We start from the raw sequence: 13,702 nt of genomic DNA, 5'->3' as shown, positions 1-13,702 counted from the left end.
CCTCCTGTATGCCAACACAAGTCTGTGCCGTCTATACCTTAAATTAATCGAATGAGCGTCAGGGTAAACAAAATTCATATTCTGTATACGTGCATTCCTTCTAGTGACACTTATAATTGCTTAGCCAATTTCTCAAATTGATTGATGTGAGGCTTGATCTCTTTCTCTACACTTTTTATAAAAGAACTAAATTGCTTGGGATTATACTCATCTCCAACACCAACACTTTTATATACTTTTCCCTTTTGATATGTAAACGAGAAGAAATAATTGTCTTTCAACCCATTCAAAATATTTCCGACATCCCCCCAAATTTCGAGACTCAATTTCGAATCTTTGTAAAGAAATGAATATGGCGGATCATATTCTCCATTTCGTACATCATAGCCTGCGATCCACTGATCTTTGGCAAATGTCCCCGTTTGGATTCGAGATTCCAGCCTTTCTCCAGTCAAAGCTATTTCATTAACCCAAAGTTCACCTTTACCATCCTTTTTATCATTCTTCCAATTCCCATCATACTTGGACTCTGTGATTCTGTCCTCTCCGCGTGTTATAACTTTATAAACCCCATGTCCTGATCGTTTCCCCTGTGCCCAACTCCCCTTGTAAGTTTTGGTTTTCCCCCAGCTCATGGTTCCACTCCCGTGAGGTTTTCCATTTATTGTCTCTCCATAATATGTAGCCCCATTGCCATACTCCAGGGTGGTCATCTCAGTCGCTGCCTGAGCAACATGTGGTGACAGGATTACAGTCAATCCTAACGTTATCCCCAAAATACAGTTGAACATCTTTCTAAACATCAAATCTCTCCTTCTTTCTCGTTGTATAAGAAATTCATTCTTATAACAACCTATTAATCAATAATAACGACCTCTAGTATAATATCACTTACAATCCAGAAGATTCCACACAAAATAAAGAAAAACCCCTGCCGACAACATGTCCGGCAGAGGTCAATCTACTGTATTACACCAATTAGAAGTCTGCTACGGCGAATTGAATTGTTCCGGAAGCTGCGCCTCCAAGGTTCGCTTGTAATGCAAAAACAAGAACATCACCTGCAGAAATCGTAAGACTGCTGTTTACTGGAACCGTGTAAGTGACTACGGGTGCATTAACACGAGTGATTACGAGAGATACGGGAAATGGTCCGTAGTTGTTCACTGTAGCGCTGGCATTGGTGCCTCCAGCCAGGTTTTCGTAGTAGGACTTGCCTACGCCAGCTGGAAGATTGTAATACTGTAATGGTAAAAGGATGGCCATTTGAAATCACCTCCTTTTGCTTTGATACGGTATTCTATGTTTGAAATCTATTAAAGCAACGGTGAATACCCTTGTCATAGTGTCCATTTTTGATAGACTTCATAGATTAATAGACCACTGTACGCCAAAAGCCCCACCGGAACGTCCGATGGAGCCAACTACTCTTACTTTAATATTACAGATTTAACTACGCATACAGCATGAAGAAATTTAATTCATGGCCCTGCTGCTTCAGATAATTATAGAGCTGCGAGCGGTGATGGAATACATGCGTTAACGTTTCAATCTGCCATTGTGCCTGCAAGTGACCGTGTTCCATATAGAAAGCTTTGGTAGAGCGGTTCAGATAATCTTCTTCGCTTAATCCCGTGATATAGGCTTTGTAGGATTCGAAATTACTCCACAATGTTGCTTCAAGCTTCTCGATATCCTGAGTCCCCGACAGGCTATTCTCTACCAGTCCAACCTCAGCTTCATCTTTTTCCTGCATGATGGCAAGGTCCGATGCGGTAATCTGGATAAAATGATGTACAAGCTCCACCAATGAACGCATATTCTCCTGTGGACGATACGACCAATCCTCCGGACGGATCAATCGAATTAACGAAGCGCCTGTCCGTACTCCTGTTTCCAGTTCAGTTAACAAATGATCCCGAATCTGCAATGTTCCATTCATATATGATGTCTCCCTTATCTTTTATTCTCACTCATGATCTTAGTATAACTGAAGACTCTACAGATCTATTGTACAAATCGGACAACATCCTGCCATGCTCTCTGGCTGCCGTCAACGGAGTCTCTCCATAAAACTTGCGAAATTGCCGAATCAGATGGGCTTGGTCAAAAAAACCATGATTCTGGGCAAGCATGGCCCAGTCTGCCGTGTTCCCCTGATGAATATCGCTCAGTACACGATGAAAACGAACCACCTCGCTGAATCGCTTGGGGCTGATTCCGACCCATTCCGAGAATCTGCGATGCAACTGCCGTTCACTGATCACTTCACGCATTGCCAGCTCCTGGACACTCATACGTCCCCCATCTATAAAAATACGGTGCAACACGTTTTTCATCAGATCGTTCTCAGATGTGCTGGTCTGCACGGACAACGGATTCAAATATGCGTTCATGACCTCTACCCGTTCTGCAAAACTATTCGTTTCAGCCATCCGTTCCTGAAGCTCGTTCAGCCCCTCCGGCCAACATTCCTGAAGGGCAACTCGCTTATCCGTAAACCACTCCAGAGGCATGCCATGGAAGATATGCGCTCCACCTGGGAAGAACCGGACACCAAAAGTATAATCTCCAGCAGGAGGACCATCATCAGATGGCTCAGGTATAGTGAATGGCTGTGTATAATTGCCACAATATGCATAGGCGTACTTTGAACGGACGTGATCATATTTAATCAGCATGTCCGTGCAACCATCAGGCAATACTCGGGCAGGTACAGATATCACCGACTGATCTCGACCTGCTCCCTTAGCAACATCCCTGCGTGTGCTTGAAAGAGATCCCGATTCCCAATAACAGGCCACATATGCCATTAAGCCGGTGGCGGGTATTTTCTCAACATAATAACTGTTCGAATACGTTCCATTCATCTGAATCGGCTTAAACAACGGGTGCAAGCTGTGATCCACTATGCAATCCTCCGATCACTAGAGTTGGTTACACATTATGTATTCATCTATCATACCATCAACCGCACAAATGAAGAAAAAAAGTGCCCTACCGGAGGACAATCCGATAGGGCCAGTCACACATCTATTTAACACGAGAAGGGGTTTACAAGACTTATCTTACCTCCGTAACCTTAATAGAAACTGAAATTGGGATGAAAAGAACATCAATTTTTCTAAAGTGTCTTGATCAGTATGGACGCAATTAACACAGATGCTGTTGTGACCGTTGTGAATCCCCCCACCAGCATTGGCGTTAAAATCTCATCGAGGATGGCTTTGCGTTCATTTTCATCACGTCCAACCGAACGGCTTACTTCCTCACAGATAATATAGTCCCCCGGAAAACCGAATAGTGCGGTCAGTGCTACAGGCAGACCTTTGAGCGGGTCCCATTTGAACAGCTTGGAACCGACAAATCCACCGATCAGCACCCCAACTACACCGATTGCGATAATGAATAACACCGGAATAATGGAACTAACCACCGCATCGAAAGTGATCGACTCCATACTTGTCATCACGACTACGATCAGACCTGTCATGGCAATCCCCGATGTACTTGCTTTATCCAGAATACGAGATGGGAATAGTCCAATCAGATGTCCTAGCACCCCAAGCAACAGAGCCCAGATACTGTAGCTAAGTCCGGTTACATTGCCCAGATAAATGGAGAGACTGCCCATAATGAACAAAAGCAACAGCAGAATAGGTGCGGTTTGGAAATGTTGTGGAAGGAATGTTTTGGCATTCGCTTCTTTAATGTTCACATTGGATTCGCCTGCAACCTTGTTCTCAAAAGCACCCTGTTTCTGTAGTTTCAGCGCATATCTGCGTAACATGTTGGTTGCAATCGGCATTCCCACGAGAGAGTGAATTCCCAGAATAACGGCTGGTATCGTAATCAGATGCCCCAAGTTCATCTCCTGCAACTTCGTCGTTGTGATCAGATATGAGATAATGCCACCGACAACCGGACTTGATCCGGCAACAGCGGTAGGATAACCATAGAACGGTGATACGATTAACAGGATAAGACCTGTCGCCGTGAGTGAGGCGAACAAAGAGATCAGTATTGCTTTATATTGGGAACGTATTAACTTCAGCGGTATTAATGTGCCCATGTGTACAATCAGCGGAGCCACCATGAGAGCCCCGAACGCAGTGAGAGCGGAGCTCGATACTACTCCTTTGGGAAATAACCCCGCCCAGTTCAGCAGCAAATATCCAATCAGAATCACAAGCAAGGAAGGAATTCGTGCTTTGGACCAGATCGAAACCAGTTCCCCTATAGCTAAAATAACAAGTAATACCGTGGCGATATATATCGGTTGACTAAACATGGTGTCTTCTCCCCATTCTCTATGTTGTCAGTGCAGTACATGCAGAACCATCTTTCTCTTTCTTATTTCAAGCGTTCACCTGATAAATAGACCTGTTCGATATTCTCTGTGTTTTCGAGCAGTCCGATATCCGTTAACGGATTCATATTTAATACCAGCAGATCAGCAGCTTTCCCCGGCTCAATCGTGCCGATCTCCGCTTCCATCTGCATCGCTCTTGCTGCATCTCGTGTTGCAGCAACAATCGCTTCCATCGGCGTAAATCCAACATCTTCCACAAGCAATCGCAGTTCGAGTGCATTCCCGCCATGTTCAACAGGTGCACACGTGCAGAAATCTGTCCCTACTGCAATGGTTACGCCTGCCTTACGCGCAATAATCATGTTCTCAATATGCTCCTGATATACACTTTTAGCTTTGCGGATGCCAAATTCGGGAACACCGTATTTATGCCCTTCTTTGATAATCCGATGTACAATGGCCAACGTTGGAACCAGAACCGCCTTTTGATCCAGCATCATGCCAATACCTTGTTCATCAATGTAGATTCCGTGTTCAATCGTGCGCACGCCCGCTTCCAGCGCATTTTTGATCCCCTGTGTACCTTGCGCATGTGCAGCCACATATGACTGTACCGCTTCCGCTTCATACACGATCGCCTTCAGCTCATCCAAGCGGAATTGCGACCAGCGAGGGTCATCTTTCTCCGAAAGCACCCCGCCTGTGGAACACACTTTAATGAAATCCGCCCCTTCACGGAACTGCGTACGTGTTGCCTTAATCACTTCGGGAACGCCGTCACACACGGTAAACATATTCAGTTCCGTTGGAATCATATGAATATCTGCATGTCCACCCGTCTGAGAGAGCATGTGACGGGATGTTTTAATTCGCGGCCCCTTCACCACACCTTCCTTAATCAGATCACGAATGTACACAGCAACGTGGCTGCCTACATCCCTGACGGTTGTAAAGCCCGCGTTGATCAGTTTCGGCAGATCCTGAAGTGCTCTTCCCATCTGAAGTTCATTGGCTTCGAGCGCCACCGCAGCCATATTCAAGTTTTTGGCCCCGTGCACGTGGACATGGGCATCAATTAATCCGGGCATCACCGTTTTGCCTGTTACATCAACAAGCTTGGCACTTTCCGGAACTGGAACGGTCGCCTTCGCACCCGCAGCTATGAATTTTCCGTTCTCAACCAGGACCACACTATCGGAAACAGGCTCTCCACCTTGTCCATCAATCAACAATGCACCTACAAAAGCAGTAATTTGACTCATCTGTACTCCACCTCATTTTCAGACTTGGTTGTCAGTTCAACTAAAGAATATTTACACTTCCACTCCGATGACAGAATAACCTTCCGATCGCTGTTATCCCCAGATTTTTTTGATCCCCTTCTCCAAAGGGAAAATCCGGGGATGGCGTATGCTTCCGAAGCAGCTTTCTTTCAGAAAGCTTTTAGGCGAACGCTTTGCTTCTTCACGTTATTTCTGTCCTCTCCGTTCTCGTGTAAAAAGTTAAGTTGAACTTCAATATTATTGATTTATAGCTCTATTGCTGTACTACGATAAAATTGTATAGTGTTAAAGTTAATGACATTATATAAGTTGCAAATGTATAATGTCATTGTTGATAACAACAGCATTTTGATATTTATTATGGTGATATACACAATATCGAATATAAATTACACAGCATAGTGAAGGTCATGTTATATATGTAAGCATTTGCCACCGTGTAAACACGAAAGGAGTACGTTTGCTATGATTCATGAAGCGGTTCGCTCATTTATGGTTCAGGTCTTTGGATCTGCTTCGTACGGAATCTGGATGAAGGACGAATACGATTTCCAATGGAATAACTGGCTGCGCGAAGGAGAGGTACCTGAATATACAGATCAAGAACAGATCGAGCCATCCTGGAAGATTCTCAGGTATACGTTTGATTTTCTGTCCAATATCAACATTCGTGTGGTGATCGATACCCAGAAACAACTCACCCTGCTACAAAGTGAACGTCTGGAGTCCTTGATTCGGGAAGGACTGCTGAAGCAGCAGATCGAGATGGAACGTGCACACAATGATCGATGGTTGACCGGACTGCGGGAGCTGACCTGTTCCCTGGAGTTGAACGACTTGTTATTCAAAATCATGGAGAATGCACTGCATGTCATCCCTTCTCTTTCCTGTGGACTGTTCATGATGGTTGATCCGGACTCTGGCAAGATGATCCCTAGAGCCAAGGTCGGTTTTCAGGATAGTGTGTATCAATATCAGGGCGAGCTGGATGAGGGCATTACGGGAAAAGTATACGAGAAAGGCATTGGCCGAATGTACAGCACACCGGATGATGCCTTTAAGGATATGGGCAATGTCAGTCAGGAGAATGCGGATATCATTGTACGTTCATTGCCTGATGGTGTTATGGCGAAAGGGCTTATCGCCGTTCCTGTGACGATGAACACCCATAAAATCGGAGTGATGCTGGTATACCAATTTGAACAACACAGACGATTTGCCCCACATGATCTGAATGTGATGCAGGGATTCGCGGATCAGGCAGCCATTGCGATCTCCAATGCCACCATGTATTCAGAACTGCTGGAAACGAACCGATATCTCGTTAGCCGCAATGAAATTCATAATCAATTCACGGCCCTTTCCATTGAACATGTGAGCCTTGAACATATCATTGAGACGGTTGGATCGATGTTGAAGCTTCCTACCTATTATGTGGACATGGCCAGAAATGACTGGTACCCCGTTCTCCCAGAAAGTGTCTTGCTAAGTGAGCTAGATATCTACACTGCTCTGGACAGTCAATTTAACCCCATCACCTTATCCGGTGGAACGGATCAAAGCGATTATTACCTGTATCCGATTGTGAATGGATCACTGATGCTTGGCTGTTTTGCCATCCAATTAGATCATCCGTTAGGTCAGCTGGATCATGTGATTTTGGAGCAAGGCGGAGCTATTGTCATGCTGGAGATGATGAACACCTACTCCCTCACCGAAATGTCCTATCGAAAAAACCAGGATTTCTTCAGCGATCTCGTGCAATATAGAGATCCACAGCAGTTGGAGGCACGACTTTCCAGCTTTCAATTGCCAGCCCATCAGTCCTTGTTCGTCGCACAATTGCAGCTCTATGGGGAACATCCCGATATGAAAACCACTGAAAATTGGGTGCGCAAATTGATTGGTTTTATCGAAAAGGAACTAGGCACCCGTGAACATCTGTTGTTCAGTGCACATCACAAAATTACGATTCTGGCTGCGGCACCCGAGCCCAAGGTCAGACATTGGATCATCAGCAGGTTGGAAACGGCTGTAGAGAAATGGACCACCTCCAAAACCCCTGCCCTATCTATCGGTATCGGCGGACTTTATCAAGGGCTTGAGTACGTGTCCAAAAGCAATGACGAGGCTACACGCTCGTTATCCTTTTTGCTGAAACAAAACAAAGCGGGCCTGATGCTCTACGAAGAAATCGGGATCAATCGGCTGTTTCTGAATCAGGAACCGTCTGATATTGAGAACTACATTCATGAAATTCTGTCGCCTCTTCAACAGCAAAAATCAGGAGAGCTTGAACTCACACTCAAAACCTACATTGCCGCAAATCGATCTGTGCAAGTCACAGCCGAACGTCTTCATATTCATACCAATACGCTGTACCTGCGTCTGCGCAAAATAGAGGAGATTCTACGCGTGGATCTGAACGATTCCGAGGGTTGGATGAAGGTGTATCTGGCATGTCATTTAAGTGATGTGTACTCTGTTGCCCCTAGGGCAGGTGGAGCATCAAAATTGTAACTTCATCAATTCAGTCCATGCAGTTTGCGAAAACGTTCGGGACTCATGCCTGTATGCCGTTTGAACATCGCACAGAAATAACTGGCGTTCTCGTAACCCACTCGATCAGCCACTTCATAGATTCGCAGCTCTCTTTCACTGAACATAAGTTGTTTGCTCCGATTGATCCGTTCCTGGTTCACGTAAAATACAGGCCTGATATGGAGCGCCTTCTGAAACAGCCTGCACAAATATTGGGGAGATACTACAGCCACATCGGCCAGTTCCTTCAGCGACAATGAACGATCCAGATGCTCTGCAATATAACGCAGCACAGGCTTCAATCGCTCCAGTTCATCATTATAATTGGCGGAAGCGATGAGCATTGGCTTTAGATCCAGCAGCAGGGCATATAATTGTTTGGAGCATTCCACATCGTAATCTGCGTAATCCGTCGTATCCCCATGCTCTCCTCTAACCAGAAGTTGCTCTAGGCCACGTAACAGCGTGGCTTTTCTGAGTCTGCACACGCTTGAACCGGTTATCCCCGCGTAAGATAATAACTGGCTGGCCTCTCTCCCCTGGAACGACACCCAAGCCAGCTCCCAACGATCACTGATGGGCATATATCGATGCGGAATATCAGGATACAGAAAGAAAACGTCTCCCGGGCTGACGATATACTCTTCTTCCTGTATAATCAGTCTCCCCTGGCCATGAATAATCTGATGGATCTGATAATCCGGGAATCCCTCTGGACGCTCGGTTTCATATTGGTGTTCCCAGTAACCAACCGTGGTCATATAGATGGGCAGGCGAGCAGCTTCTTCTGTTTTACCAAAAAAAATCCGGGTATCCATCCAGTACCCCCCTTTCTCCATCGTTAGTTTCATATTGTGATATATATGGGCAATATTCTTTATTCTCTAAGTCATCATTCAATTCTATAATGACAATATTATAACATTTCAGAAGGAGTTGCTGTTATGCGAAACAAATTGGTATACACCCCTCCGGCTAATGGATACCCGGAATGGAACAATAATCCTGAGACTTTTCAAGTAGGCCGTCTACCCGCACATGCGTCTATGGTAGCGTTTCCATCTGTAGCAGAAGCGTTATCCAATGAATCCAGCGCATCGCCATGGTACGCATCACTGAATGGTCAGTGGAAGTTTGCCTTTGCGGAGACACCGGAGCAACGGATCTCTTCCTTTTATGAGAACAACTATGATGCCAGTGACTGGGACGAGATCGCCGTTCCTTCCAACTGGCAGCTACAAGGTTACGATTATCCCCAATATACAAATATGACGTATCCGTGGGTCGAGCGTGAGCCTGAATTGAAGCCACCCTTTGCACCAACAACTTATAATCCGGTGGGTTCGTACATCCGTACGTTTACTGTTCCTGCAGACTGGAAAGACCGGCCTGTCCTGCTGCACTTTGAGGGCGTTGAATCCGCCTTTTATGTATGGGTTAACGGGGAGCTCGTCGGTTATAGCGAAGACACGTTCACACCCGCAGAATTCGATATCACTGCATATCTAACGGAAGGTGAAAACAAGCTGGCTGTAGAGGTATATCGATGGTGTGATGCGAGCTGGCTGGAGAATCAGGATTTCTGGCGGCTAAGCGGCATATTCCGTGGTGTATACCTGCATTCACCTTCCCCGGTTCAGATCGCCGATTTCTTTGTTCGCACTGAACTGGATGATGCCTATCAGGATGCGGAGCTGCTGCTGGATGTAAAATTATTCAATCATAACGCGGTGCAGACCACAGCCGGATTGTCCGTTCAGGCACAGCTCTATGATGCACAACAGCAGACTGTATTGAAGCAACCACTTACTGCGGCGGTCACTTTCCAGGGTGAGGATGAACTTTCATTCCAATTGTCAGCAGAGGTTATCCAGCCGCTTCTATGGAGCGCCGAGACTCCTCATCTGTATACACTTGTGCTGTCCATTCAGAATGAATCAGGCGAAACGCTGGAAGCGGTTCGCAGCCGGATCGGATTCCGCAAGTTTGAACTCAAGGATGGCCTGATGCAAATCAACGGCAAACGCATTGTATTCAAGGGCGTGAATCGTCATGAATTTTCCCCGGATACCGGTCGAGCCATTGGTCGGGAAGACATGATCCGTGACATCGAGCTGATGAAGTCCTATAACGTTAACGCTGTGCGTACATCCCATTATCCGAATCAGTCACTCTGGTACGAACTGTGTGATGAATATGGCCTCTATGTCATTGATGAAACGAATCTGGAGACTCACGGCACGTGGTACTATGGGCAAAAGGAAATGAATGAGAACAACATCCCGGCGAGTAAACCGGAATGGCGTAACAACGTCATCGATCGCTGTAACTCGATGTTCCAGCGAGACAAGAACCATCCTTCCGTTATTATCTGGTCTCTGGGTAACGAGTCCTTCGGCGGCGATAACTTCATCGCCATGTACGATTATCTGAAACAAGTCGATCCGACCCGTCTCGTTCATTATGAAGGGACTTTCCATTATCGCCCTTCCGATTCGGCAAGCGACATTGAATCGACGATGTATATCAGTCCTCAGGATGTAGAGAATTATGCTCGCATGCAAGGACCGAAGAAACCTTATATTATCTGTGAATACAGCCATGCCATGGGTAACTCCTGCGGCGGACTGCATCTGTATTGGGATCTGTTTGATAAATATGAAGTGTTGCAAGGTGCATTCATCTGGGACTGGGTCGATCAGTCCATTCGTACCACGACGGCAGACGGTGTAGAATATCTCGCATACGGCGGAGATTTCGGCGAATCCCCTCATGATGGCAATTTCTGCGGAAACGGACTGATTCTGGCCGATAAGACGGTTACACCGAAGCTGGAAGAAGTGAAGAAATGTTATCAGAACGTTCGTATGGAAGCCATTAATGTCAAAGACGGCCTGCTGCGCATCCGAAACCAGTTCCTGTTTACGGATCTGAGCGACTATTCGCTCGTATGGACAGTAACGCACGATGGCGTATCCGTAGAAAACGGTTCGTTGGACATCGCGGTACCTCCAGGGGAATCAGCTGAAGTGCGTATCCCTTACACGCCATCATCCGATCTGTTCCAGGAAGCGGTGCTGACTGTATCTCTGGTAACCAAAGTCGCAACCAAATGGGCAGGAGTCGGTCACGAAATTGCCTGGGATCAATTCGTGGTATCTCCGCGATTGCGTCCAATCCAACCGGTACACCAAGGACAGGGTAATTCGCCACAGGTTCAGGAGCTGCAAGATGAATTGAAAGTAGCAACAGGTCAAGTCACGTTGAGCTTCAACCCGGCTACTGGCGTGTTAACGTCTTATCAGATCAACAATCAGGAGCAATTGCTGGCACCTGTCCGCCCGAATTTCTGGAGAGCTATGACAGACAACGATATGGGGAACAAGCAGAATATGCGTTCTGCCTTCTGGAGAGATGCTCACGCTACCAACAGATTAATTCGCTTCGAGCACCATTCAGACGAGAATGGTATTCTCGTGACGACCGATTATACGTGGGATCAACATCCGGGATGTACGTTGTCCATCACGTACCGAATTAACCCGGATGGCATATTGGAAATCAGTCAAACGCTTATTCCAGGCGAGGGCCTACCTGATCTTCCGGAATTCGGTATGTTGCTGCAACTGAATAACAGCCTGGATACAATCTCTTGGTACGGCAGAGGCCCGCATGACAATTACGCAGACCGCCTAACCAGTGCACGTCTCGGCTATTACACAGGTGCGGTTCGAGATCAATTCGTTCCATACCTGAAACCACAAGAGTGTGGTAACAAAACCGATGTACGCTTTGCTGAAATCACGTCAACGGATGGTCAAAGTGGCCTGCACGTTGAAGCCAACATACCATTTGAGATCAATGCGTTGCCGTGGACACCTGAGGAACTCGAAGCCAATGATCATGTGTATAAATTACCTCAGAGTACACAGACTGTCGCCCGCATTAATTACAAACAAATGGGTGTCGGCGGGGATGATAGCTGGGGCGCACGTACCCACGCTGAATACACCTTGCCGGCCAACCGCGCGTATTCCTTCACCTTTACGGTAAGACCTGTATAACATCAAGCAAGCACTGCTGGCAGTATGCCGGCAGTGCTTTTTTTGTTGGGGACAGTGAGCATTGGAAGTTTGAACTTTTTGATGGAACCATTATAATGAATGAGGCGCAAATGGAATTGTGCCCGCTGGAATAGGCCCAATTCTACATATATCATTTTGGGCCACAGATGTTGAGACACACTTATTAAGCATTTGATACAGTACTATTCCAAATACCCGTCTACTACGAGGTGAGCATGTGCAATATCTTTTTACAGTCATCTTTATTCTTGGCTTACTTCCTTTCTTGGGATTTCTTGTTTTGATGATCCTCTCCATGCGCAAACATAACCGGATAACGATAAGACATACTATTCTATCCGTGCTATGCTTTGGAATGGCTTCAATAGGGTTGTATGGCATACTGACTTTATCTTCGAACTCCGCTCAGACTGGACAAGATCAGACAGTGGAACAAAATTCAGGTAATGTTACCACAGACAAAGAACAGGAAGCTGCAAATCAGACGAGTCCCTCAGGCTTCCACATGACTACCGAAGAGTTTAAAAACAAGTTTAATGGCGCCGTAGGCAAATACCGACTGAATGGTTTGAGTATTACCCGTTTAAATATGAAAGAGTCTTCCGAGCAGGTTACTAGCACTTTCGAGTATGTGTTCAATGACAAATTGCGCCTGGTTGGTGTAGTGAATGCAGATGAGAGCTTACAGGAAGTCACGTTATATGATACTGGTGATACAAGAGAACCAACGGGTGGAATTTTTTTGACCGCTATTGCCACGCTCATTCTCACAACCAATAGTGAGTACACGTATAACGATGCACAAGATGTCATTCAGGATATCGGTCTATTGGATCGTGATGTGAATCAGTCAGATTTCGATGGGGCAACGGTTAGAAATGGATTGGAATATCGCTTCAGCATCCAGGATCATGAACAATCTACTTTTAAAATAACTGTTGCGAAGTGAGATGCATTGGAGTAAAAAGGCCGCTCCATGAAGGAACGGCCTATCGGGTGATATGTTCTATGTACTATAGATTGACTCAGTGGTTGCCACCAAACCAATGATGAACACCTCCGCCATGCGAGATTTACTCAAAAGTTATAGTCTCGCTTTGATTGTTCCAACTCATTTTAAAGGTAATCGGATCTTTCATTTTCTCCGTCTCAGTTATTGTTCCCGACATCGTGAACGGTACCCCTTCTTCATCAAGTGATTTCCCCTGTTGTGATAAATTGTTGCCCGTAAGGTCAAACACAAAATCTTTTATACGCTTTTCATCACCGATGTAGGTTATCGTATAGATCCCTGTCGATCTCTGAAGAGATATATTCCAGTTATCGCTCTTTCCGCGGATGATATCATCCGCACCACAAGCTGAGACAATAGATACAAGCACTATAATACAAAGAATCATTGGCAGTTTATATAATTTCATAAAATCCCTCCTTTTAGGAATATACCCAAAAATGTGAGATGTGATATTTGCCTAATTATC

Annotated in this window: 11 protein-coding genes; 3 read left to right on the top strand and 8 right to left on the bottom strand. The window is 45.7% G+C overall.

Annotation, left to right across the window (positions count from 1 at the left end):
• Positions 1-110 precede the first annotated feature (110 nt).
• From MKY85_RS06810 to MKY85_RS06785, 6 genes are all read right to left on the bottom strand, one after another.
• Positions 111-803, bottom strand: coding sequence for a hypothetical protein (locus tag MKY85_RS06810; protein WP_342572170.1), 693 nt, complete (start codon positions 801-803; stop codon positions 111-113).
• 175 nt (positions 804-978) lie between these two features.
• Entirely contained in the window at positions 979-1,266 is a 288-nt protein-coding gene (locus MKY85_RS06805) for a hypothetical protein (RefSeq protein ID WP_278296354.1), read from the bottom strand.
• 187 nt (positions 1,267-1,453) lie between these two features.
• Complete coding sequence (locus tag MKY85_RS06800; RefSeq protein WP_342572169.1) at positions 1,454-1,942, bottom strand: DinB family protein; 489 nt, start codon at positions 1,940-1,942, stop codon at positions 1,454-1,456.
• Positions 1,943-1,973: 31 nt separating this feature from the next.
• Entirely contained in the window at positions 1,974-2,909 is a 936-nt protein-coding gene (locus MKY85_RS06795; RefSeq protein ID WP_342572168.1) for a helix-turn-helix domain-containing protein, read from the bottom strand.
• Positions 2,910-3,124: 215 nt separating this feature from the next.
• The gene (locus MKY85_RS06790) at positions 3,125-4,291 is read right to left on the bottom strand and encodes a hypothetical protein (RefSeq protein WP_342572167.1); all 1,167 of its coding nucleotides are present in this window, start codon (positions 4,289-4,291) and stop codon (positions 3,125-3,127) included.
• 62 nt (positions 4,292-4,353) lie between these two features.
• The gene (locus MKY85_RS06785; protein ID WP_339240328.1) at positions 4,354-5,574 is read right to left on the bottom strand and encodes an amidohydrolase family protein; all 1,221 of its coding nucleotides are present in this window, start codon (positions 5,572-5,574) and stop codon (positions 4,354-4,356) included.
• A gap of 486 nt (positions 5,575-6,060) precedes the next feature.
• Here MKY85_RS06785 and MKY85_RS06780 point away from each other — a divergent pair, with 486 nt between their 5' ends.
• Positions 6,061-8,115: a helix-turn-helix domain-containing protein gene (locus MKY85_RS06780; protein WP_342572166.1), complete on the top strand. Its 2,055-nt coding sequence runs from the start codon at positions 6,061-6,063 to the stop codon at positions 8,113-8,115.
• A gap of 5 nt (positions 8,116-8,120) precedes the next feature.
• On the opposite strand, the gene MKY85_RS06775 is transcribed toward MKY85_RS06780, so the two are convergent.
• Positions 8,121-8,954 carry an AraC family transcriptional regulator gene (locus tag MKY85_RS06775; protein ID WP_342572165.1) on the bottom strand — a complete coding sequence of 278 codons (834 nt, stop codon included), beginning with the start codon at positions 8,952-8,954 and terminating at the stop codon, positions 8,121-8,123.
• A 126-nt stretch (positions 8,955-9,080) separates the two neighbouring features.
• On the opposite strand from MKY85_RS06775, the gene MKY85_RS06770 reads away from it, so the two are divergent.
• Positions 9,081-12,200 carry a glycoside hydrolase family 2 TIM barrel-domain containing protein gene (locus MKY85_RS06770; protein WP_342572164.1) on the top strand — a complete coding sequence of 1,040 codons (3,120 nt, stop codon included), beginning with the start codon at positions 9,081-9,083 and terminating at the stop codon, positions 12,198-12,200.
• 238 nt (positions 12,201-12,438) lie between these two features.
• The gene (locus MKY85_RS06765; RefSeq protein ID WP_342572163.1) at positions 12,439-13,170 is read left to right on the top strand and encodes a hypothetical protein; all 732 of its coding nucleotides are present in this window, start codon (positions 12,439-12,441) and stop codon (positions 13,168-13,170) included.
• A gap of 124 nt (positions 13,171-13,294) precedes the next feature.
• Here the strand turns inward: MKY85_RS06765 and MKY85_RS06760 are convergent, their stop codons facing one another.
• Positions 13,295-13,642 carry a hypothetical protein gene (locus MKY85_RS06760; protein WP_339259447.1) on the bottom strand — a complete coding sequence of 116 codons (348 nt, stop codon included), beginning with the start codon at positions 13,640-13,642 and terminating at the stop codon, positions 13,295-13,297.
• Positions 13,643-13,702 lie beyond the last annotated feature (60 nt).

Source organism: Paenibacillus sp. FSL R5-0749 (assembly GCF_038595085.1).
Lineage (GTDB): Bacteria > Bacillota > Bacilli > Paenibacillales > Paenibacillaceae > Paenibacillus.
Note: the sequence above shows the minus strand (reverse complement) of the source record. Positions and strands in the feature narration are given on the sequence as shown.